General features: G+C 40.3%; 31 protein-coding genes. 8 read left to right on the top strand and 23 right to left on the bottom strand.

Translation table 11 applies throughout. The annotated features are described in order from the left end of the window. Positions 1 to 62: 62 nt before the first annotated feature. From AADY36_RS18210 to AADY36_RS18270, 13 genes are all read right to left on the bottom strand, one after another. Positions 63 to 488: a hypothetical protein gene (locus AADY36_RS18210; protein WP_055021246.1), complete on the bottom strand. Its 426-nt coding sequence runs from the start codon at positions 486 to 488 to the stop codon at positions 63 to 65. Between the two features lie 706 nt (positions 489 to 1,194). After that, a complete protein-coding gene (locus AADY36_RS18215; RefSeq protein ID WP_342409423.1) occupies positions 1,195 to 1,545 on the bottom strand; it encodes a hypothetical protein in 351 nt (116 codons plus the stop codon). A 111-nt stretch (positions 1,546 to 1,656) separates the two neighbouring features. Further along, a complete protein-coding gene (locus tag AADY36_RS18220; RefSeq protein WP_342409424.1) occupies positions 1,657 to 1,998 on the bottom strand; it encodes a hypothetical protein in 342 nt (113 codons plus the stop codon). Positions 1,999 to 2,650: 652 nt separating this feature from the next. Further along, positions 2,651 to 3,022: a hypothetical protein gene (locus tag AADY36_RS18225; RefSeq protein WP_054563143.1), complete on the bottom strand. Its 372-nt coding sequence runs from the start codon at positions 3,020 to 3,022 to the stop codon at positions 2,651 to 2,653. Between the two features lie 125 nt (positions 3,023 to 3,147). Then, positions 3,148 to 3,603, bottom strand: coding sequence for a hypothetical protein (locus AADY36_RS18230; protein ID WP_152966972.1), 456 nt, complete (start codon positions 3,601 to 3,603; stop codon positions 3,148 to 3,150). A gap of 96 nt (positions 3,604 to 3,699) precedes the next feature. After that, entirely contained in the window at positions 3,700 to 4,032 is a 333-nt protein-coding gene (locus AADY36_RS18235; protein ID WP_054563141.1) for a hypothetical protein, read from the bottom strand. 93 nt (positions 4,033 to 4,125) lie between these two features. Beyond that, a complete protein-coding gene (locus tag AADY36_RS18240; RefSeq protein ID WP_200907869.1) occupies positions 4,126 to 4,428 on the bottom strand; it encodes a hypothetical protein in 303 nt (100 codons plus the stop codon). A gap of 65 nt (positions 4,429 to 4,493) precedes the next feature. After that, the gene (locus AADY36_RS18245) at positions 4,494 to 4,808 is read right to left on the bottom strand and encodes a hypothetical protein (protein ID WP_054563140.1); all 315 of its coding nucleotides are present in this window, start codon (positions 4,806 to 4,808) and stop codon (positions 4,494 to 4,496) included. Between the two features lie 754 nt (positions 4,809 to 5,562). After that, entirely contained in the window at positions 5,563 to 7,260 is a 1,698-nt protein-coding gene (gene ggt, locus AADY36_RS18250) for a gamma-glutamyltransferase (protein ID WP_342409425.1), read from the bottom strand. 142 nt (positions 7,261 to 7,402) lie between these two features. Then, on the bottom strand, positions 7,403 to 8,215 hold the full coding sequence (locus AADY36_RS18255) for a substrate-binding periplasmic protein (protein WP_342409426.1): 813 nt from the start codon (positions 8,213 to 8,215) through the stop codon (positions 7,403 to 7,405). A gap of 25 nt (positions 8,216 to 8,240) precedes the next feature. Beyond that, positions 8,241 to 8,609: a response regulator gene (locus AADY36_RS18260; protein WP_342409427.1), complete on the bottom strand. Its 369-nt coding sequence runs from the start codon at positions 8,607 to 8,609 to the stop codon at positions 8,241 to 8,243. Between the two features lie 70 nt (positions 8,610 to 8,679). After that, entirely contained in the window at positions 8,680 to 9,222 is a 543-nt protein-coding gene (locus tag AADY36_RS18265; protein WP_342409428.1) for a DUF6942 family protein, read from the bottom strand. Further along, positions 9,219 to 9,668 carry a YaiI/YqxD family protein gene (locus tag AADY36_RS18270; protein WP_054563136.1) on the bottom strand — a complete coding sequence of 150 codons (450 nt, stop codon included), beginning with the start codon at positions 9,666 to 9,668 and terminating at the stop codon, positions 9,219 to 9,221. Before AADY36_RS18270 ends, AADY36_RS18265 begins: the two co-directional genes overlap by 4 nt. A 104-nt stretch (positions 9,669 to 9,772) precedes the next feature. Between AADY36_RS18270 and AADY36_RS18275 the strand changes: the two genes are divergently transcribed. After that, positions 9,773 to 10,306, top strand: coding sequence for a lipocalin family protein (locus AADY36_RS18275; protein ID WP_054563135.1), 534 nt, complete (start codon positions 9,773 to 9,775; stop codon positions 10,304 to 10,306). A 203-nt stretch (positions 10,307 to 10,509) separates the two neighbouring features. Here the strand turns inward: AADY36_RS18275 and AADY36_RS18280 are convergent, their stop codons facing one another. From AADY36_RS18280 to AADY36_RS18290, 3 genes are read right to left on the bottom strand one after another with little or no spacing between them, the layout of a single operon-like run. Then, positions 10,510 to 10,845, bottom strand: a complete 336-nt coding sequence (locus AADY36_RS18280) for a DUF3325 domain-containing protein (RefSeq protein WP_287245942.1) — start codon at positions 10,843 to 10,845, stop codon at positions 10,510 to 10,512. Then, positions 10,842 to 12,443, bottom strand: a complete 1,602-nt coding sequence (locus AADY36_RS18285) for a PepSY-associated TM helix domain-containing protein (protein WP_342409429.1) — start codon at positions 12,441 to 12,443, stop codon at positions 10,842 to 10,844. The genes AADY36_RS18280 and AADY36_RS18285 overlap by 4 nt, the downstream gene beginning before the upstream one ends. Next, a complete protein-coding gene (locus AADY36_RS18290; protein ID WP_206004023.1) occupies positions 12,440 to 12,784 on the bottom strand; it encodes a hypothetical protein in 345 nt (114 codons plus the stop codon). Before AADY36_RS18290 ends, AADY36_RS18285 begins: the two co-directional genes overlap by 4 nt. Before the next feature lie 201 nt (positions 12,785 to 12,985). Here AADY36_RS18290 and AADY36_RS18295 point away from each other — a divergent pair, with 201 nt between their 5' ends. From AADY36_RS18295 to AADY36_RS18310, 4 genes are read left to right on the top strand one after another with little or no spacing between them, the layout of a single operon-like run. Then, positions 12,986 to 13,678, top strand: a complete 693-nt coding sequence (locus AADY36_RS18295) for an aspartate/glutamate racemase family protein (protein WP_054563132.1) — start codon at positions 12,986 to 12,988, stop codon at positions 13,676 to 13,678. A 9-nt stretch (positions 13,679 to 13,687) separates the two neighbouring features. Then, positions 13,688 to 14,050, top strand: coding sequence for a VOC family protein (locus AADY36_RS18300; RefSeq protein WP_054563131.1), 363 nt, complete (start codon positions 13,688 to 13,690; stop codon positions 14,048 to 14,050). 19 nt (positions 14,051 to 14,069) lie between these two features. Beyond that, positions 14,070 to 14,651 (top strand): uracil-DNA glycosylase family protein, encoded by a 582-nt coding sequence (locus tag AADY36_RS18305; protein WP_054563130.1) that lies wholly within the window; start codon positions 14,070 to 14,072, stop codon positions 14,649 to 14,651. Between the two features lie 3 nt (positions 14,652 to 14,654). After that, on the top strand, positions 14,655 to 15,389 hold the full coding sequence (locus AADY36_RS18310; protein WP_342409430.1) for a phytanoyl-CoA dioxygenase family protein: 735 nt from the start codon (positions 14,655 to 14,657) through the stop codon (positions 15,387 to 15,389). 48 nt (positions 15,390 to 15,437) lie between these two features. On the opposite strand, the gene AADY36_RS18315 is transcribed toward AADY36_RS18310, so the two are convergent. Continuing rightward, entirely contained in the window at positions 15,438 to 15,995 is a 558-nt protein-coding gene (locus AADY36_RS18315; RefSeq protein ID WP_054563128.1) for a hypothetical protein, read from the bottom strand. A 112-nt stretch (positions 15,996 to 16,107) separates the two neighbouring features. On the opposite strand from AADY36_RS18315, the gene arfB reads away from it, so the two are divergent. Both arfB and AADY36_RS18325 read left to right on the top strand, forming a co-directional pair. Next, positions 16,108 to 16,521: an alternative ribosome rescue aminoacyl-tRNA hydrolase ArfB gene (arfB, locus tag AADY36_RS18320; RefSeq protein ID WP_054563127.1), complete on the top strand. Its 414-nt coding sequence runs from the start codon at positions 16,108 to 16,110 to the stop codon at positions 16,519 to 16,521. Positions 16,522 to 16,656: 135 nt separating this feature from the next. Then, positions 16,657 to 16,977 carry a hypothetical protein gene (locus AADY36_RS18325; protein ID WP_054563126.1) on the top strand — a complete coding sequence of 107 codons (321 nt, stop codon included), beginning with the start codon at positions 16,657 to 16,659 and terminating at the stop codon, positions 16,975 to 16,977. Positions 16,978 to 16,993: 16 nt separating this feature from the next. Here the strand turns inward: AADY36_RS18325 and AADY36_RS18330 are convergent, their stop codons facing one another. The 6 genes from AADY36_RS18330 to AADY36_RS18355 all read right to left on the bottom strand — a co-directional run bounded on the left by AADY36_RS18330 (position 16,994) and on the right by AADY36_RS18355 (position 21,694). Then, on the bottom strand, positions 16,994 to 18,028 hold the full coding sequence (locus AADY36_RS18330) for a DUF2955 domain-containing protein (protein WP_054563125.1): 1,035 nt from the start codon (positions 18,026 to 18,028) through the stop codon (positions 16,994 to 16,996). 13 nt (positions 18,029 to 18,041) lie between these two features. Next, positions 18,042 to 19,103, bottom strand: coding sequence for an HlyD family secretion protein (locus AADY36_RS18335; RefSeq protein ID WP_055198901.1), 1,062 nt, complete (start codon positions 19,101 to 19,103; stop codon positions 18,042 to 18,044). Positions 19,104 to 19,107: 4 nt separating this feature from the next. Continuing rightward, positions 19,108 to 19,584, bottom strand: a complete 477-nt coding sequence (locus AADY36_RS18340; RefSeq protein WP_239963515.1) for a MarR family winged helix-turn-helix transcriptional regulator — start codon at positions 19,582 to 19,584, stop codon at positions 19,108 to 19,110. Between the two features lie 135 nt (positions 19,585 to 19,719). Next, positions 19,720 to 20,196 carry a TlpA disulfide reductase family protein gene (locus AADY36_RS18345; RefSeq protein ID WP_342409431.1) on the bottom strand — a complete coding sequence of 159 codons (477 nt, stop codon included), beginning with the start codon at positions 20,194 to 20,196 and terminating at the stop codon, positions 19,720 to 19,722. Beyond that, entirely contained in the window at positions 20,193 to 21,083 is an 891-nt protein-coding gene (locus AADY36_RS18350; protein ID WP_239963516.1) for a spermidine synthase, read from the bottom strand. The genes AADY36_RS18345 and AADY36_RS18350 overlap by 4 nt, the downstream gene beginning before the upstream one ends. Further along, positions 21,068 to 21,694, bottom strand: coding sequence for a fused MFS/spermidine synthase (locus AADY36_RS18355; RefSeq protein ID WP_239963517.1), 627 nt, complete (start codon positions 21,692 to 21,694; stop codon positions 21,068 to 21,070). The genes AADY36_RS18350 and AADY36_RS18355 overlap by 16 nt, the downstream gene beginning before the upstream one ends. 192 nt (positions 21,695 to 21,886) lie before the next feature. Here AADY36_RS18355 and AADY36_RS18360 point away from each other — a divergent pair, with 192 nt between their 5' ends. Next, positions 21,887 to 22,345, top strand: coding sequence for a GyrI-like domain-containing protein (locus AADY36_RS18360; RefSeq protein WP_054563121.1), 459 nt, complete (start codon positions 21,887 to 21,889; stop codon positions 22,343 to 22,345). The last annotated feature ends 23 nt before the right edge of the window (positions 22,346 to 22,368 follow it).

A 22,368-nucleotide genomic window follows, 5' to 3' on the forward strand; every position in this document is an offset into this window, starting at 1 on the left:
CTGGCTATAATTGGCGATGAAGAGACACAAGCCAGCGGTTTTGTGTCCTTTTGAGTTACTTGTTAAGTAGCCGATTTCCACTGAGCTACAATGCTTTCATATTTTTTTTCGACCAACTCATTATCATCTGGACAAGAAAACAAGACAACTTGAAGCGCATTATAGGATTTTGGAAACGCTGAAAGTTCTTCCATTATACCCAGTGCTTCTGAGTCTGAGACCTCAGTTTTGTTGATGTATGAAAGAGAAGCAGCTTCAACGATGTCCTGCACTGGGCTGGCAAACGATTGCTTCCAATATTTATATATTTCCATATGCTTTGCTTGATCTAGTTTCTCCGAGGCAGGAACTCTGCATATTTCGTGAAGCACTAGAAAAGGCGCGTCTTCACCTATTTCAATTGATTGATCAATAATTTGCTTCCACTCCCATTCTTGATGGTAAGGAAACTTGCAATCAATACTGTAATAAAATTCTTTGTAGGTCATTTCAATGCCTTACTTTCCTTAGCTACCAAGCTCCAGTAGGGGCTACTTTTAAGCTTGGCTAAACATGTGTTACTGCCCCAACGAACCCGCAAGCGGTTTAAGTAGTTTGTTATATGACAATGCCTAAAGTTGCCTAGTTAAATAAAAAACTAGAAGTATTTCTAAGCCCATAAACACGACACTCATAATAATGTCAAAAACCTTCCATACTGCGCCACACTTTGAATACTCAATGAGAACTCTTTGCTGATATGACGACGATAGAAAAGACCCACTTAAAACTGCTCCCAATTTCAGAAATAAACTCTAGCAATCAACAACTCCTGACACATAAACAGCATAAGTAAAATTTGGAAACTGTTCTTCCTGACATATAACGCCGTGTTAAGCAGCACAAAATCCTTGGCTAAAATTAGCGGTGAAGGAGCGTTAGCCAGGCTTTAGACATCCATTAATTAATGAGCTTTAATATGTACTTTAATCTTTATCTGTGGATAAGTAATAAAGTATTTGGAGATAAATCCATACTCCAATTAACCCAACTATTGAAGCAATGAATACGATAGAATTATCTTCGTAAGTTAGGCAAGCAACGCAAAAAAGTAATGAAGCTATGATCTTATACGTAATTTTAACTTTTACGCTAATTGAGTTTTTAATAGCTAGTTTAGTCTCAACACGTTGCATTAACTTTTTGAACATACTTTTATCTGGCAAGCGCTAAAACCTCCTCACCGTTAAAGTTAACACTTAATTGATTACAACCTTCAGATATTATTTGAACATCGACAAATGAATCTTGAGCTGCACTATACATTTTTGCATCCCAATTTGCTGAATTTAAACCAGACTTAAGGCCTTTTAAAACTACTAACCCGACTGCTTTAACATTGTTATCATGAGAATGAACAGAGATTTCGCCTTTACTTAAGTCGACTAGCAATTTTGCTGGCTTAGTTGAATGTTTCCAAATACCAGAGATATCGCAGTCAGCTTGAACCTCTGTGGAATAAATTGAGGTTACTAAAAGAGAACTTAAAACTAAGAATCTGAGCATGAATATCCTTTGCATGTAACACCCGATTTGCGGGTGAAAATATGGGCTAAAATTAGTGATCAACGAGCGCAAGCCAAGCGTTCGTATCTATTTCAAGCTTCTTGTTAGGCGCTACTTTGAAAACACACCTTTTAGTAACTTACCATCAGCTAGGTCTATTGTGCATGTATAGCCTGCAAAATTATTTACGACAACCTGATTATCGTTTAAGTCTATACTTGTAAAATTAACATAAGCATCTGAACTCTGAGTTGTGGGGTTTTCTGCTACCCATAAAACAGAGCCATCTAGATTTATACATTGGAAATTTTGTGCTACGGAATCTTGGGAAAACTCCATGTAGTCGAAAATAACTAAAATGCTCTGGTCTAATTCCTTGGCTTCCAAAATTGAGTATGGCAATTCAACAATATTTCCATTTATCTCGATTCTATTTTTATTAATCTGCATCATAGAGTATGCCTACTCCCCCATAAAGGGAGAAGGTGCTGCGCTATAATTGCGAAGCAGCGCCGTGTTTTTGTCCGAGTGGTCGAAGGTAACGAATTCATACGTTTGTTATATGCATTTTGTAAAAGTGCTCGTTTAATTTTGGCATGTATTTCAACACCTTTTGAGCCGGTTATTGAATAGGCAGAAGCTAACTCCCTATTTACCAAGCTATAGAAGTGTTGAAACACAAGAATAGCTAATTCGTCTTGAGTTATAATGCCTTTTTCCATGCAAATATAGCTTTCCCGGTTAATCAGAATTTCCGTTAATTTATCTACTACGTCGTTTGGTTTTGGCTTTGGAACACCTAAGTCTTCCGCAATCAAATTGCAACATTCAATAAGTGCTTTTTCGGAGTAACTGATAGAGACTTCCTCATAGCAGACAAAAATTTTACAATGTATGCATCTCGCATATTTCTAGCGACGTCACGCTAATGTATTTAGTAAATCTACTATAAACAAATAACGTAATACATTGCTAACTTTACTCTAGTAATTCGCTACCAAAGCCTCAAGAGGGGCCACTTTAAAGCCTGGCTAAAATACGGAGCTAAAAGACTGAGCCCAGGTGTTTATGTTCTTGGGAACACAGTGAACGGCACATTTGTTTGTTATATTTCGTCTTCAAAAAAAGCTAAAACAAATGGCTCAACTGTTTCATCCAGTTTGGCTAATTCAGCTTTACATACATGGTTTGCGAAGCCTGATTGTGCTACACCTCCATTTAATGCCAGCTCACGTAATACTTCTTTTACCATGCGTCGTTTGGTTAGACCACGAGAAAGTACGTTTAACCTGCGACTTATTGAACTATGAATTACTGGTCGATCAAAGCGAGAGTTTTCGAACAACTCGGAGCTCAAAACAACCTGATCGATAGCCATTTTCCACTCTTCAGGAACCAAAGAAAAAATACGTTTTATATCTTTTTTATTAAGAGAGTGAAAAGGTTCAATATTTAATTTTGCAGAGATAACTTTCATACCCTACCTCCAAAAAATATAACGTCGCAATATGGGCCATATTAAGCTTGGCTATAATTAGTTAAGAATGAGCGCCAACCAAGCTTAAGACGTTCATTAATTAATGCGTTTATTAGGCATGCTTACTATTCGGCAATTGCTTTGCGCCCAAATGTTAAACACAATTCGGTTTCCCACATTACAGAAATTTCGACGGAATAGTTTTCTTGCTCCATGATTTGAATCTCTCCTTCGTACAAATTATTATTTGATAGCCAGTCAATTGCCTTTTTCCAAGTGCTATTTAGAGTTAATTCTTCACGATTTTCTTCTTGAGGAAGACATAACAGTTGAGTTCCATCACTAAGAATTTTTTCTTTACAATCTTTGTCTAAATCATGAGAAGTATAGATCAACGTTACAGTTGGCCAACCACTAGAGTTTTCAATAACTCGAGGAATCGAGATACGATAACTGTTTTCACTCTCTAACTTTTCAAGTTTAATTAACGAATCATACTCTTCACCTTGATTCGGTAACATACAAGCGCAAACCAATCGAGGAAGAAACAAAAATAATAAAAAACTCAAACGTTTAGCCATCCGCACCTAACCCCTGTTAATATGCAAATTTTTTGGTTATGAACTGGAGCGGAGCCAAATCAGCCAACTGAATTTTGTTCACTATTAAACAGTTAGTTATATGCTTTCACATCGGAGTGTGCCAAATACTGAGGCTGGAATAACTTCGCATTTTTGTCCGTTTCTATTAACTCTTAGTGCATCTCCACATTGAGTTTCCTTTTTTAATAACTGCGAATTTTTATAGTTTTTTGAGCCACATATCTCTTTAGCTTTCCGATGCCAATATGGAACTAATTGTTTAGGATCACTAGCCGTAGCTCTTACGCTAAGACCGTAACTTGACTTGCTATTTGCTACTTCTGTTATTCGATATTCTATATCAATTGTCGCATTGCAAGCCCAGCTTACACTCAACAGCAAAAGTAAAATTAGGATACTATTCTTCATGACATAACGCCGTGTTAAGCATCACAAAACCCTTGGCTAAAATTTGCGACGAAGGAGCTCAAGCCAAGCTTAAGACATCCTTTCATGCGCTTGTTATAGGTTTTTACTACCGATAATGATGTTGCAAGCTTTAACAACATTAGCCCGATAATATTCGATAGTTTCTTCTAATTCTTTGTCAGCTTTGGCCAAAAACTCATCTGAACACTTCGATCTAACATGATTTATAGGCAGATGGTCTGTTTCAGATTCAATTTCACCAAAGATGTGAAATTCAGAGTCCCAGCACTGACCATATTTTTGATTTCCAATGCGCCAAAGTGCAATTACGTTATCTAAGTAATTTTCATCGCTTTTCAGTAATTTTTCCGCAAGCATAATTGCTTCTTCAGGCACTTAATTCACTCCTACTCTAGAAACTTATATCCCCGCATAACAGGCAACGAGTGTTTATAAGTTTGTTACGTGACGTTTTCACAAATGGGTGCTTGTCCAAGCTTGAGTATCATTTCCTTTTTATCAGTTAACACTACTAGAGTTTTATCAATTTCATTCCAAGCAATGTCTATAACACCATTTATTAGGTCGTCATCGTAGTCTTCATCCACTGTATTTTCAGAATATGAAAGAACGGATTTACAGACAAATTTCAACAATGGCTTGAAGTCATTCACGTTATTTACAAATTCAATCGTAAAAGTTCGGTTATCGATGTCATAGAGCATTCTCGATATGTAAGGAGAACAGTTTGGAATCCAATAGTCTAGGTTGTTCATATGACACTCTTAGCCACCTAACAATTTTATTGTGCGCTTCGCGCGTATTTCAGCTGATATCACGCTCATATACTTAATAAATCTATTATTACCAAAGAAGGTAATGCATTGCTAACTGTAAGTTTTTATTGATACTAAAGATGTTCAGAAAGAAAAATGGCTCAGCGCTGATTTTTATCATATTTGCAGGGTATGTGGTTGGAAGTTAGCGAGCTATGAAGCATCGCGCGAAATAAATTTCACGCCTACGCGATGTAAAATCGCTGCTACCTCAAAACTCGCTAGCTGATGTTTTTGAGTCTGAGAGCTGACGGCTGATAGCTGACAGCTCTTTTAACTCGCTAACTTTACTCTTGAAACTCGCTAGCTTGTTGGGTTTCGCTTCGCTCTATCCAACCTATGAGCTATTAACCATCGCGTGAAATAAATTTCACGCCTACGGTAACTAATCCATGTCAGCAGCGAGTAGGCATCAACGACTTAAAGCTTATGACTTACAGCTTAAAGCGCCTTTACTCTTTCCCCTTGTAACTCGCTAACTTTACCTAAGTTTGTTGGGTTTCGCTCCGCTCTACCCAACATACGGGCCATAAACCATCGCGCGAAATAAATTTCACGCCTACGCGATGTAACTTTACTCTTTACTCTTGAAACTCGCTAGCTGATGGTTTTGAGTCTGAGAGCTGACGGCTGATAGCTGACAGCTCTTTTAACTCGCTAACTTTACTCTTGAAACTCGCTAACTTCCGAGAACCTAATACCCAGCGGCCTGTCCGTCTTTACGGGTTTCTGATGCGCCGTAATAAACGCCGGTTTTCGGGTCTTTCAATATTGCTTGATAACCACCGTATGGGCCAACGGCATCTTGTAAGGTGTGACCTTTTTTCATTAACTCACGGCGGGTTTCCATTGAAAAACCTGATTCTAAGCTAACAAAACCACCGTCTTCCATGATCTCACCTGTCGGCTGCGATGAACCTGTGTGCAGAATACGTGGTGCATCACCGGCTTCTTGTAGGTTCATGCCAAAATCAATCATGTTGATAAGTATTTGAGCGTGCATTTGTGGCTGTGTTGCGCCGCCCATTACGCCATAACTCATATATGGCTTACCATCTTTGGTAACAAACGCAGGAATGATTGTATGGAATGGTCGTTTGCCTGGCTCATATTGGTTCATGTGGCCTTTTTTAAGGGCGAACATTTCGCCACGGTTTTGCAATACAAAACCTAATTTTGCAGGTGTCATACCTGAGCCCATGCCACGGTAATTACTTTGAATAAGCGAAACCATGTTGCCGTCTTTGTCGGCGGACGTCATATAAATAGTATCGCCTTCTACTGGGCCTGCGTGGTCACGTTTTGCAGCTTTGTTAGGGTCTATCAGTTTGCGTCTTTGGTCAGCATATTGCTGCGAAATAAGTGTTTGTACGGGAATGGTGTTAAATGCTGGATCGGCGTAATACTTTGCACGATCTGCAAACGCGAGTTTTTTCGCTTCAACAAAGGTGTGTACGTATTCAGGGCTATCAAAACCCATTGCTTTGATATCGTAACCTTCAAGAATATTCAGAATTTGCTGTGCAGCAATACCTTGGCCATTTGGTGGCAATTCCCAAAGCGTATATCCTCTATAATCGGCGCTCACAGGCTTAACCCATTCACTATGGTGGGCAGCTAAATCTTCATACGATAAGTAGCCGCCGTTTTCTTTCATATAGCGACCAATTTCTTTAGCAATATCGCCTTTGTAAAAGGCATCGCGGCCGCCTTTGGCAATTTTACGATAGGTGTTTGCAAGGGCAGTGTTCTTAAAGATTTCCCCTTTTTCTGGCATTGCCCCATCAGGCATATAAACATCTTTAAAGCCTGGATATTTACCTCGTGCAGCCACACTTTTTTGCATGTAATAAGCAATCAGTTCAGACACAGGGAAGCCATTTTCAGCGTAGTCGATAGCAGGTTGGAGTAAGGCTTTCATTGGTGTTTTGCCAAACTTTTTATGTAACTCAAACCAACCATCTACTGCACCAGGTACCGACACAGGCAATGGCCCATAAGCAGGAATGTAGTCACCTTGTGCTTTTAAAGTATCAAAAGACAAGCTTTGTGGTGAACGACCAGAGGCATTTAAACCGTAAAGTTGCTTGCTTTTGTTATCCCAAACAATGGCAAATAAATCGCCACCAATTCCACACCCAGTCGGTTCAACCAGACCAAGCACTGCATTTGCCGCAATAGCTGCATCAATGGCATTACCACCGTCTTTTAATACTTGTAAGCCCACTTGCGTAGCCAACGGCTGTGATGTTGCAACCATACCTGATTGTGCGATGACTTCAGAACGACTAGCAAAGTTATGGCCTGTGATTCGATCGTAAGCTTGAGAGGCGCCTGTTGCGCCTAAGCATACTGCTAGCACTAAGCTTTTAAATAGTGGAGTTGGTTTCATAATTTTTTGCCCTTTTTGTTATTTTTATCACTATAAAAAGCAATTAAAGATGAGGCAATGGCTTTGCGTTCTAGCGCGAAAAATCACGATTGACTTCAAATATAAGAAAAACAGCGGCTAACTTACCTAAAACCACTCCAATTTAGTAAATAGCAGAACCATTTAAGCACTGCTGTGCAACTGTCAATGTTTCGCCGTGAGAGTGCATATCCTCTGCTACAAACTGATCAACAAGAGAGTCAATCAGGTTTTCTTCCTTCATGGTATCGAGGGCGTGTTGCAGCTTAGTTACCACCTCTGGCGATGTGTTTTTGTTAAGTGCTAAGTAATTACCCACTAAGGCAGGATGCTTTAACTCAAATACCGGCGTGACTTGGTCTGGGCTCATACCTACATTCATCAACTGTGATGAAAGAGTGAGAGAGGAGCCAATCAGCAAGTCATGCTTGCCTTGCTTAAACATTTTAAGCTCTTCGAACTTTTTTGAGTAAGTTAAAAATTGCTGGCCTTCAGCAAGGTTAAAATCAGCAAGAACTGTTTGATAAACATCACCACGAGATACGCCAATGGTGTAGTTTTGCAACGACTGTGTACTCGTTACTTTAATGTCGTTACGGTTATTTAAACGGTATAAACATGAATGCCCAGATACCAAAGGTCCAACCCAGTAAAATTGAGTTTCTCGCTTTGCGGTGCGTGAAGTAGAATAAATTCCAGCATTGGGTTGGGCGAGTGTTAGTGACATTGCACGCTTCCAAGGCAATACACTAAACGTACAGCTCAACTTGGCTCTTTCACACAAAGATTCCATGATTTTGGTGTTAATGCCGGTGAGTTGATTGTGCTGTACAAAGTTATAGGGAGGGAATACTTCGGTATATAAAGTCAATTGTTCAGCACTCGCCATGGCAATGCTGGCAGTGAATAAACTCACTATTGTTAAATGCTTAAACATCGCTCTTAACTCCAGTTGTTGCAGGTTATTCTGATTTAACAATTCGACTTAACTGCTTTTGCAGTGTATTTAAACAAAAAGGCTTAATAATAAAACCGTTCACTTTTGCTGTGATCATCTCGCTTACTGTTTGTTTACTGTCTTCGCAGGTTACCATCAATACAGGTAAATCACTTAGGACTGGGTTTTCGCGAATATGATTAAGCAAACATTTGCCATCCATTTTCGGCATATGCAAATCAGTAATCACCAGATCAAAGCTGTGTTTTTCGAGTAAATCAAACGCTTGAGCACCATCAGTCGCCTCCGTTATATCCTTATATTCAAGCCTACGCAACATGTTTATCAACACATGGCGCATAAGTGGCATATCGTCAACGACCAGTATTTTCATCTAGATTACTATTAAGTTTTACAGTATTTAAAGCTTAGTTTGCTAACTCAATAACGCAATAAACCAGAAACTAAGAAAAAATATCTGCAACTAGCTGGCTAAGTCGTGCAATTTTAATGTTGCTCAACTGGCGGTAATCAAAATATGGGCAAACAATCACTTTACCTGATTTACTAATAGCAAATTCATCATCAAGCCATATTAATTGGCAATCCAAAAACCCGTCATTTATAAGCTGCTTAGCATGGGTTCGCCCTGCAATTATATGTAATTGCTCTGGTTTGCCTAATATCGGTGGGCTAAACAGTAATGCAGTTTGGCTATGTACTTGCAGTAGTTGTCCATCGCGAAAGCTCTGCCAATCAGCCGCTCTTTTAGCAAAATCATAATATTCACTTGGTAGTGCAAAAAGTACTTTGCCATACACATTAAAAACTTTGCGCCAACCATTGCCACATGCTTGGTTTATTTCGTTTATTTGGCCGGGTTGCATTGCATGTAAATGGTCAAGTTGTTGCCAAGCAGGCATCGGCGGGCGCTTTTCTAAATAAACAGCGACTTTAAACGCCTCATCACCAAAACCTTGCAGTGGCCCACTATTATCGATACTCATGACTTTTTAGCGAGGATTCTGTCTAAGTTATTTGCAAAGTTTTGGCGATCAGCTTGGCTTAACGGCGGAGGGCCACCGGCCATTTCAACGCCACTTGAGCGCATTGTTTCCATAAAATCACGAACGTTTAAACGTGAGCGAATATTTTCGGTCGTATATAACTCACCGCGCGGATTAAGCGCTTGTGCGCCTTTTTCGATAACTTCTGCAGCCAAAGGAATATCACCGGTGATCACCAAATCATTCGGCTCAATACGTTTAACGATTTCGTTGTCGGCAATATCAAAACCAGAAGATACCTGTAAACGGCTAATATACTTTGAAGGGGGTACTCGCATCGCATGGTTCGCCACTAATGTGGTAAAGGTTTGCGTGCGCTCTGCGGCACGAAATAATATTTCTTTAATAACGACGGGGCAGGCGTCTGCATCAACCCAAATCTTCATGCTGTTCTCAATCTTTAATTTTAGACATTAATAGTTTACCGTAATTGAACTAAATTAGTGCTATTAACGTATTAATTTGTTTAATTTTTAAAGGGAGTAAAAACGTGCAAACATCATTAAAGTTAATCGGGGTTTTATGTATCACAGCCATTTTATCTGCGTGTACAGGCGTGCCAGACAACATCAAACCCGTCGATAATTTTGAGTTAAACAAATACACAGGGACCTGGTACGAAATTGCACGTTTAGATCATTCATTTGAACGCGGCCTTGAGGGCATTACCGCCGAATACTCAATTAATCCTGATGGCAGTGTAAAAGTTATCAATAAAGGTTACAGCGCTGAAGATAAAGAATGGCAGCAAGCTGAAGGTAAAGCGAAGTTTGCAGAGCAACAAGACATAGGTCACCTAGAGGTATCATTCTTTGGGCCATTCTATAGCTCATATGTAGTGTTTGAATTAGATAAGCAAGACTATCAATACGCTTATATTACTGGCTATAACAAAGAGTATTTATGGTTTTTGTCGCGCACTCCTAACGTTACAGAACAGCAAATGCAGGACTTTATAAACACAGCAAAACAATATGGTTTTAAAACAGACGAGCTTATTTATGTTGACCATGAGAGCTTGTAAAGGGGCTTTACAACTGTCTTTAAACTATCACGAATGTGCAACACAACTGTAATGGATACTAGGCAAACTTAGCGTCGTTAATTTGAAACAACATGTGATCCCCCAATTTAATCCCCTGCTTGGGTAGGCATTGCCTACCCATTTTTTTTACTTAATTAAGCATTATTGCAAGTTGGTATCAGATCAGCTTTTTACTAACTAAACTAGAAAATCATCACCGAAAAGCCACTTAACAGCAAAACAGACATAGTTAATACACTAACATGCTTCACCCATGAAACAGTAAAACTGTATAAAATCATGAGCATAAGTACACTTAAAGCCATATAACCGCAAAATAGCAATGCGCCGTACCCAGCATCTGACAGCACGCAAAGCACTAAACTTAGTAAAATACTGATCCAGCCGCTGAATAAAAAGCTACTTCGCTGTTTTTCGGTTAATTTCTTTTTAAATACATCACGAAAGTGATTGAATTTTGCAAGAGCAAAACAATTAAACCCAAAAAAGCAGAGACTAAATTGCAGTAACTCCATCATCCTTGTTGCTCCTTTAACAGCCTGTTTTTATTTAATTTAGTCTTATTTGTAGCGGTTTTATAGCTAGGTTTTTTTTTGCTTTGTAGTAAAAACAGCAGCCCAGCACAAATAAACGCACTATCAATACCGAATAAGGCCCACTGCTGAGTTAGTAAATACGTGATCCAATTACCATCTGTTGTCAGCGCATTTACCACAGGTACTAATAAGCAAGCAGCAGCGTTAAGCCATGCGCAATAGCGCCAATGATGTTTTTCTCGGCCGAACACAGCAACAACTAACATCGCCAGCCAAGCTAAGAAAAACACGAGTATTTCTTTATCGGCACGCCCAGCTAACTCTAAAGGTAACAGTCGATTAGCAATGAAGAACGCTGCGGTTGCAATTGGTAAACCCATCAGGGTGGCTAAATTTAGTGTCTCAACGAGCTTAAGCCCAAAGCTTGGTTTTTGCTCTGCTTTGAGCCTCTCGTGTAAACGCCTTGCCCACATGATGCAGCCTGTAGCTATCATTGCACAGCCAGCTACGCCACAGAAAAAATACAACCAACGCAGCAACGGCTCGGCTAAACGACCGCTATGCAATGCCGTCATTGAGTCATAAAACTGCGCCGAAGCGCTCCAATCTTCCCCAGAACTCGCTTCAAGCTCACCTGTTACACCACTAAATAAGTAGCGTGGTCCGTTATCTACAACCTCTTTGCCAGTTGCCAAATAAACCACTATTTGTGAGGTCGCTGTATTGGCATTTCTAACAAACACGTAGCTAATGTCGGCATTCGGTGACTTAGTATAAATCTGATCTAATACATCTTTGATTGCCACCATAGGGCGTTGTTCTTCACTGGGCTTGGCACGTTTGTTAATCGGCAATGCCTCTTCAAACATTTGCCTTAAGCCATTTTCATATACAGTCTCGGCAGGGTAGGGGAACAGCATAAATATCAGCGTGATAATCCCCGTGTAGGTGATCATGATATGAAATGGCAGTGCCAGCACTGACGAAACATTGTGTACATCGAGCCAGCTTCGGCTGCCTTTGTTTGCTCTAAAGCTAAACATATCTTTAAAAATACGTTTGTGGATCACGATGCCTGTTATAAGCGCTACCAACATAAATAATGAGGCTAAACAAACAATTATCCGTGCAGTAAATACATCTATGTAATGTAAATCAAAGTGTAAGCGATAGAAAAAGTTACCCCCCTTAGTTTCCCGAGGTTCGGGTAATTGCTCTAAGGTATTAGGGTCTAGATGTGTATAGTTGAAAGGTGCTCGGCGCTGGCCTGGCTGTTTAGGCTCTGCATACCCATAGCTTAAAACAGGGTTACGTGGCTCAGGTAAGTTTATCCGCCAAGATAATGAATTAGGTGCCTGTTGCTGTAATTGCGCAAACACATAATTAATTTGCTCGGCTTGAGACTGAACCCGTTGTGCTTGATGCTGCACATGGTGCGTTTCAGGCTTGGCCCAAATAGTGATTTCATCTTTAAAAAAACTGATGGTGCCAGCAAAAAAGATTAAGAACAGTAACCAGCATACCAGCAAGCCAACCCAGGTATGAAGCCAAGTCATTGAGCGGAAAAAGCTCTCTTTCATAACCAATCCTTAATCAATGAAAGGGCCAGCAATTGCCCACCAGTTGTTAGTAAAATAGTGATCCAAACCGTCTTTAAAGACTTAACTGCAAACACCCAAATAAACACACAACAGTAAAAAAATACCGATAGAGTCGTGGTTAACAGCACGCTGTCGAGTTTATTAAGTGGTAATAACACAGCTAATAATGAAATAAGCACACTGGTAAAGGCGTAACCACCAATGATGGCTGCAACGAAACGCAAAAACACAGCAACACGATAAGATAGGCTTACAGAGCGCTTTTTAGCTGTATTTTTAGGGCGATTGGTTGTCACTGCATCTAATGATTGAGAATGCATGATAATCCCTTAAAAAATAACACGAGAAGAAAACCCCGTATTATATCGTCGACAAACAGAAAAGATAGTAGTTATCATTTGCATGCACGTATTAAATAATGAAACATAACCAACTAAATCGATCTGTTAGTAAAATAATGATCTGCTAGCTTTGTTCTGTGCAATATCATATGGTGTTAAGTAAATAAAAAGGGAGCTGCAATGAAAACAATAGGCTTAATCGGTGGCATGAGTTGGGAGTCTACACAAAGTTACTACCAGCTTTTAAATCAAGGTGTTAAAAACAAACTTGGGGGGCTGCATAGTGCCAAGATAGTACTCGTTAGCCTCGATTTTGCCGAAATAGCTGTGCTTCAACAGCAACAAGATTGGCCACAGATGGCCGAGATACTGATTAAAGCCGCTAAGCAAGTTGAAGCCGCTGGCGCTGATTATTTATTAATTTGTACCAACACAATGCATAAACTCGCTGAGCAAGTACAAGCAACTGTTACAATTCCTTTGTTACACATTGCAGATGCAGTTGGTGAAAACCTGATCCAACATAACTTTAAAAAAGTGGCTTTGTTGGGCACCCAGTTCACTATGGAACAAGACTTTTACAAGCAACGCCTAGCTGATAAATTCGCCATAGATGTGTTAATTCCTGATACACAGGGGCGTGAAACAGTGCATCGTGTGATTTATGATGAACTATGTAAAGGCATCATCAGCCCAGAATCTAAAGCTGAGTATTTAACCATTATTGATGATCTAACTCAGCAAGGTGCTGAAGCCATTATTCTTGGTTGCACCGAAATAGCGCTGTTAGTTCAACAATCAGATACATCTGTTCCATTACTTGATAGTACAACACTTCATTGCGCTATGGCGCTTGAGAATAGTTTAAATTAGGAGCACACCATGTCGAACCACCATAGCTTAAATTATGTTGAATTTGCTGCTAAAGATTTAGCCGCAACAAAGGCATTTTTTCATCAGGTTTTTAAGTGGCAATTTACCGACTATGGCCCTGAATACACGGCCTTTAGCGCTGAATCAGCGGGCCTTGATGGCGGTTTTTATCAAGCCCCATTAACTAGCTTAACCAATAATGGCGGCGCGCTACTGGTGCTTTATTCAAATAATATTAAAGAGACTCAAGCACAGGTAGAAAAACACGGCGGCACAATTATTAAGTCCTTGTTTGATTTTCCTGGAGGCTGTCGTTTTCACTTCACAGAGCCAAGTGGTAATGAGTTAGCAGTTTGGTCAAAGCAAGCATAGATCATCTTTTTACTAACTTATGAGTACTCAATCATTATTAGAACAAGTTAGTAAATGCGTGATCTGCGAACCTCATTTACCACTCGGAGCGCGGCCCGTTATTCAGTTTAATCCACAGGCTCGCATTTTAATTGCTGGTCAAGCACCGGGAATTAAAGTACATGAAAGTGGCAAACCTTTTAATGATGCAAGCGGGCAAAGGCTTCGTTCTTGGCTTGGTGTAACAAGCGATGAGTTTTACGATGAGCGCAATTTTGCTATCTTGCCGATGGGCTTTTGTTACCCGGGCAAAGGAAAATCAGGTGATTTACCGCCAAGAAAAGAGTGCGCGATTGCATGGCGTGAAAAGCTCTTAGCGCAACTAAATAATATTGAGCTCACCATTATCTTAGGTAAGTACGCGCAGGCATATCATTTACCCCACACTAAGCAGCTACCCTTAACTGAGTTAGTAAAATCGTGGCGTGAATATTGGCCAAATTACTTGCCACTTCCTCACCCAAGCCCTCGCAATAATATCTGGCTAAAGAAAAATCCGTGGTTTGAGCAACAAGTATTGCCTGAGCTTAGTAGTAAAATACGTGCAATTTTAGCAAGGTAAAAAATGGAAAATAACTTTTTTGCTGAAAACGGCTACTACCATGTAAAGGGCCTTTACACAGAGAGTGAGCTTAGCAAGGTAAGGGCAATTCTCAATAAATTTCATCATCACTGGTTGCAAGAAAACCAATCTTTTTACCAATCCAGAGGGATTAATAGCTCAGGTTTGACTGGTGCTGCATGTTTAAGTATTGAGGAAAAGTTTACTCTTTTTGAGTTTGTCAGCGCCAACACACTATTGAAACAGGTTAAGGGCATTGTTGCTGAGCCCCAGTTTATGAATACTCAACTATTCTTTAACCCTTACAACCCTAAACAGGCAAATTATTGGCATCGCGATATGCAGTATCACTTAGAGCTTGATGCGCAAAAGGCCGCTCTTAGCGGCCCTGAAGTGTTACATTGCCGCGTTGCTTTTGAAGATGAACCGGGAATAGAACTAATACCAGGCAGTCATAAAAACTGGGATTCTGATGAAGAGTTAACAGTTAGATTAGAACAGCAGGGCGCTCGAAATAGTGACTCACTAACTCGTGGTAAAAGTGTAGCACTCAAAAAAGGTGACTTACTCATATTTTCGGCAAATATGATCCATCGGGGCGTGTACGGTATGAATCGTTTTGCCCTAGATATTTTGTACTTTGAACGTCACCCAAGCCTTAATGAATTTGTACAAACTGGATTTTTACCAACTGCACAACAAAAGCAGCATCTAAAAAACGCTATGGTATTCAAGTAAGCATAAAAAAAGCGGCTCACTCGCCGCTTTCTTTATTTGATAGTGCTGTTACTGCAACATTGCGAACAGTTCTTTTAACTGCGGCATATACTGCTTAACTAAGTTAACGTTACTTTCGCTAACATCTGCTGTTGCAGTACTTGCTTTAACACCTTCTAAAGCACCTGCCATTGAGCGAGTACCCGCATCAGATGATGATGCCGTAAGGCTTTGTAAACCACTCATTGCTTGGTTTACACGTTGCTTGTTCTCTTCTGACATACCCGCTTTAAGGTTTTCTAAATACGCCATTGATACCTCTGAGCCAACAGTAACTAACTGCTCTGGCGTGAAACCATATTGTTTGGTAAGGGCTTCGAACTCAGTATAAAGCTCATGCTTTTTGATGTGACCCAGCGCATCCATAACTGACGAACTGTCAACACCATCAGAACTACCTAGCATACCACCAAGGTTTACAGTATCTAACTCAGATTGGCTTTGTGACCAATTAACGACTGCAGGAAGGGCTTTAATGTAACGCTGTAGCTGATTTTCAGAAATATCTTCTGCGAAGCTAGAAAAACTCATCGCAAGTAGGCTCATAGAAATAAATAGTGCTTTCATCGTGATCTCCTTTCTTTCAAAATGGTTAGCAACCGGCGCAAATAGTCGAGCTATTATGTTTAGCCAATTACAAATGTTACAATACCTTTTTTACCATAGCTAACTGAACCTGATGTTAATTATTTCTAATACCGTCACAATTGATGAATGGGAACTCGACTTTAGTGCGATCCGCTCGCAAGGCGCAGGCGGGCAGAACGTCAATAAAGTAGCTACAGCTATTCATCTTCGTTTTGATATTAATCGCTCAAAGTTACCTGACTTTTACAAACAACGTTTACTTAATTTAAATGATTCTCGAATTACAAAAGAGGGCGTTATTGTCATAAAGTCGCAAAGTCATCGCACGCAAGAAATGAACAAAGAAGATGCGCTTAATCGTTTGAAAGAATTAATCATTAATGCAACACAAATACAAAAGAAACGAAGAGCAACAAAACCAAGTAAAAGTTCTCAGAGAAAGCGCATGGACTCTAAAACAAAAAGAGGACAAACAAAAGCATTAAGAAAAAATGTAAAATTCTAACTTTCACATCAGAAGAACGTGTCAAAAATAAGCAGAACTGTAAAGAAGTGTAACTTGTTAACAAAGTTAATTGATGGTTAATCCTGCTGCGTCTATAATAGTAATACAATTTCACTGCTAATTAAGGAGCCGGGTATGGGCCAGAAATCACGCATTGTTGCCGCTGCAATGATAACGCTGTCAGCTTTGCCTATGTCGAGTTTTGCTGTAGATTCATGGCAAGCCGGAAGCGCGTATCCGCAAGGTAGTGAAACCTGTTATAACGAAATTCTTTATAAAGCCAGATGGTGGGCAACCCCAGGAGAAGAGCCGGGCAGTTCACAATGGGGCGCTTGGGTTGCAGATGTCGCCTCAAAAACGTGTGTACAGAGTGTCGTAAAAAAACAAGACGATTTACTTAAGTCTTTACCCACGATTTTCGAACCAAATAACAATAAAAAAGGGAGTTCTGATTAACTCCCTTTTTTAATCTTTAATCAAACGTGTGATGCCTAGTCATTGCAAAGCGATTTAAGATGTGATGCATTATATACACCGCACATAAGCTCAATAGTATGGCCACAGACACCGACGAAAAACGATAGAGCGCACTGTAAACCAGATCTTGCCCCGGCCCTAATGACTGGCCAAACAAAATACCAAATGTGGTGATAATACCAAAGCCAACACCCGGAATACCGCCACCAATTATGTGATAACGACTAAAGATAAAGGTCAAAATCCACAGAATTAACGCAGGAAATATCAAAATATCTGTATGGTTATACAAAAATAACTGTGCCACTAACGCTAAGTTACAACCAATTAAGGTGCCTATCGCGCGCTGCCATGCAGCCATACCTGCCGCTTTCCAGCACAATGAAAACAATATCAGTACCGAGGCCGCTTGAGCAGAGATAGAATCTTGTAAATCAAATACCTGAAATACAACAAATGATAAAGTCGCTACGGTTGAACAAAGTAAGACTTCATGGCGCACACTTTCTTTTGCTTTCTCTGGCATTACCCGACCTTGGCGTGGTGCAACATCAGGGAATAAACCATGCATTAGCATCGAAAACAGCACAGTAACCACAACGGCAACAGCGTTACTAATGATCAGCGGATAAATACTGACACCACCGCCGGTGTAGGTCGAAAAATGCAATTGAATCGACAAGCTCACCACGGTTGTGGCGCCAAATAGAAAGTTAGCACCACGGCTCATTTGATAAAACAAAAAGGCAAAGGCTATAAAGCTCATCATTGTCATTACAACAGGCAAGTGTGCAAACAATCCTTGTACAACCAATACGAATAGCGCACTGAACACAGCGCCTGCGTAAAACTGACGAATAATATGCATGTTAAGCACAGGCACTAAACCGAGCAGTAGCATAGGGTAAACAGTGAAAAAGATGCCATTCGGCCAGTTCATCAATTTTGCCAGTGAAAACCCTAATGCTGAGCCCGTAGCAATGCGCAGCGCTTGACGTAAGCCATTACCATCGAGTTGCAATACTGACATAACTCACCCTGTCTTAATATATGAAGTGCAGAACACTGATTAAACGGATTTGCATGCTCGCAAACCAGCTACCGATGCTAGAGTCAGGCAGTAGTTGCACAGTTGCACGCGCACCACTTGGAAATTTTGCCAGCATCTGGTGTTCATCTAGCTGAATATGGATACGTTGACGCTGTGCATCTCGTACCCAACGGTTGCTGCTTTCAGTAGCACTGAGTAAACCGTTAGCATTAAGCTGACCATCACTCACACCCGCTTCAAAACTAATAATTTTGCCAGTAAACACTTTGCCCGGTAGCGCATCAAAGCTGACTTTTGCAGTACTACCAATTTGTACATGAACTAAAGACTTTTCACGAAAATCAGCCACTAAATCAGCTTTATTAGCAACAATCGCCATTAACGGCTGGCCCTTATTAGCATAAGTACCCGGTGTTACTTGTAAGTTTGCTGTTTTACCGTCGGTATCGGCTGTCACAGTGGTGTACGACAGATTTAGTTTCGCTTGTTCAAGCTGGTTTTGAGCATGGCGAAGCGCTAAATTGTCATCACCTATTTTACCGCGAGCTAATTTAGCCTCGCTAAGCTGGGCTTCAATTGCAGCCACATTGGCTTTGCTTGATTGATAGTTCGCATTGATTGTTTCGTACTCTTGATCTGAAATAGAACGCTTTTTCAATAGCGACTCACCGCGTTCAAACAGCAACGTTTGCTCATGTAGCTTAGCTTGAGCAGCCGCTAGCTGTGCTTCTATTGCTTTCACACTACTATCTAAACGTTGGTTTTGTAGTTTTGCATCATCATATGCAAGTTCAGCTTGTTGCACGGCAAGCTCAAAAGGCTCATCGTTAATCTTAAACAAGGCTTGCTGTTTTTCGACAGCTTGATTATTGGTCACTAATACGTCGGTTACGCGACCACTTACCTGCGGGGTCACTTGCACGACAGGGTGATACACTCGGGCCTGCGGTGTAACAGGCATATACAAATCGGCAATCACAAAATATAAAAATAAAACAATAAAACCCGCTAAAGAGATTTTTACGTAACGGGCAAACTTTTGATCTGGTGTCATAACGTTACTTATCTCCTGAATAATGACGGATACACTGACGGGCGTTTTGCTCCATCTGAATTAAACCATGCGCCATGGTATCGAGTTGCTCAGTGGTTAAATCAGCATAAAGATGCTGTTTCACATCGGCAATAATCACCTGCAATGTGTCTAACAATTGTAGACCTTGCTCAGTGAAGTACAGACGTTTACTGCGCTTATCTTCAGCATCAGCTTTACGAGCAATAATCTCTTGCTGCTCAAGATGTTTAATAGTGCGAGTTAGTGAAGGCATTTCAATGCCTAAGCTATTTGCTAACTCTTGTTGCGTACAACCTTGGTTTAGATGAAACAGGTGCATCATCGCGGTCCAGCGAGATTGGGTAAGACCCAAAGGCTCAACCGCCAAAGTGACAGCATCGCGACATAAACGATGCACACGGCCCATACTGCCGCATAATGTTAAATCAAGAGTTTCGTGAAAAGGGGGAGTGGAAGACATGATGCGCTCCATTTACTTAGCATGCTAACTATTTTAATGTAGTTAGCATGCTAAGTAAATGTTAGTGCAATTAATAAAATAGATAGCTGTGTTCGATAAAAGCGAACAACTGCAAAAGTTATCTTCCTAATCACATTATTTAGCAATTAACTCTTTGATATGGCTTTCATAGAGGTCTAATTTATCAGCTACAAAGCCTGTGTGTTGGAACCTTACTACGCCTTCTTTATCGATTAAAAAGCTGCTCGGCATCCCTTTGAGTTGATATTGCTTGCCAATAACAGCGTCTGGGTCGTAAATAATATTAAAGTTCACTGCAAACTCAGTTAAAAAAGCATCGGCATCACTGCGCTCAACATCAATGTTTACAGCAATTACTTTAAGCCCTTGCTGTTGATACTTACTCTGCATGGCTATAAACCAAGGAAACGAGCGTCGACACGGGCTGCACCAAGACGCCCAGAAATCGAGTAACACGACTTGCCCTTTGTATTGATTCAATAGTTTAGACAACTGCTGCTGACTTGCAGCTAAAGGTGGGGGGGAAGGGTGCTCTGCCATAGCAGCAGAGCTCGTAATTAAAAGAAATGCAATTAAGGCGTATTTGATCATTGGTAATTTAATAAATTCGCTGGTGAATATTGGTCAGTGAGCACCTTGGTATCCGCTGGCCAATCTTGATTACCCTTAGTATAAAACAAATGCTCGCTGAGTAACTGCAAATCAACATCGTAAGGGGTTAACTTATTTGCGAGTTTGTTGACGCGTTCGGCTAACTGTTGCTGGCTAGGCATAGTCTCGAAGCCAGCTAAAATAATGCGATTAGAGTTTTCATCGGTCACAACATTAACAAAGTCACCAAACACATCGAAGTAAGTTGCCGACTCATGCTGGTACAGTTTACTCGATGAAAAAGTATTTGCAGCGACAATTCCGCCATCAGCTAAAACACTTTTTACTTCCGCAAAAAATTCCTTAGTGAGAAGGTGCTCAGGGATATAATCGCCGTTAAAGGCATCAAGAATAATCCAATCGTACTTTTGTTTTTTAAGTGCGGCACGTTTAATAAAAATACGGCCATCTTGCACCTTAGACGTTACGTTATCAGTTTCTACAAAGCTAAAATAATCACGGGCAACTTTTATTACCGCGGGATCAATTTCGACATTTTCGATATGAGCGCTAGGGTAAAGCTCATGAATGGTATTAGAGAGTGAACCTCCCCCTAAACCTATGATCAGTACATTTTGAGGGTTATCAATAAATAGTAAGCTTGCAAACGTCATTTTGGTGTAATTAAACACCAGCTTTTTAGGCTCACTCTTATACATACAACTTTGCGTACTTTTACGGGTTTTTTCGTTAAATTTTAAGCACAGTAAATCGCCAGACTTCTCAACTAAAATATTGCGATAAAGCGAGCGCTCTTTATGTATTACTTCTGCCAAGCTGCTAAAAGGCAATGTCATGACCAAACAAAGCGTTAAGACTCTAAACATACGGTACGCTCCTTCGTTTTTATTTGACTAACCGCAATTGCAAGCAAACCAAGCGCGCCTAATACCGCTGCAAAGGTTTTAATGATGTCGTTGACATCAAACGCTAACACCATATAAAAAGAGGTAATAATCGTACCAAGCGCACTACCTAGGGTGCTCACAAAATACAAACCACCGGCAACCTGACCACTTTTTTCATGATCGGTAACCAATAATCGCACTGAGTAAGGTGAGATCATGCCGAGTATTGTTGTAGGGATAAAAAACAACGCCGTTGATGCCAGCAACGAGCCGTAACGACTGTCTTCAATATGGGTGAAAATAAAGGTCATAATTGGCTCAGCAAACACTACTATTGGCACTACCATAATGCTTGCTACAAAGAAAATGAGACCATATTTAGTTAACGAAGGATTGCGGGTTGAGAGCTTACCGCCAAGTAAATAGCCGAAAGATAAGCTCAACATAAATACAGTGATAATACTGCCCCATATATGCACACTGCTACCAAAGTACGGCGCTAAAATTCGCCCGCCTAAAAGCTCAATTCCCATAATGCAAAAGCCGCTACTAAAGGCTAAAAAGTAGATAAGCGCATTGATTTTATTCATTAAACACCCGCTGATTTTGTTGTTATTTTACCCATCTTAACCTGATGCAGATAAGGATGCCATGACTGTTTTTTAAGCTGTAAAGGCCGTTGACAAAATATAGTTTTTTTAAAATAAATAATTAAAAAGGCTAGGTTAAAGTACGCATGCTCTGGTATTTTACTGGGAACAAAATAAGCAAGGAAAAATGCAATGGATCAGCAAGTAACGAAGATCAATATCGACAACCCAACAACTTTATTTGGCCTCAAAGTTCGCACCAGCAATATGAAAGAAATGAGTGGGGAAGGTGCCAAAATCGCTGGCTTATGGCAGCAATTTTACACAGACATAGCGCCAAATTTAACGCCATCTAGCCAAGTTTATGGCGTGTATACTCATTATGAATCTGATGTCACAGGAGAGTTTGATGTATTTGCATGTACTGACATGCAAGTCACGTCATCAGAGGTAGAACAAACTACACTCGCTACAGGTAACTATCTTCGCTTTAGCGGCAAAGGTGCAATGCCACAAACCGTTATCGATGTTTGGGGCCAAGTTTGGCAGTACTTTAGTAATGAACAGTGCCCGCATATTCGAGCATATAAAACTGACTATGAGTTTTATAAAAGCAGTGAAGAAGTTGAAGTATTCATTTCAGTTGAATAACGCCAAACCCTATTTTTAGTGTA

Origin of the sequence: Pseudoalteromonas sp. D15MCD-2 (genome assembly GCF_038562745.1) — a bacterium.
Classification (GTDB): Bacteria; Pseudomonadota; Gammaproteobacteria; order Enterobacterales; family Alteromonadaceae; genus Pseudoalteromonas.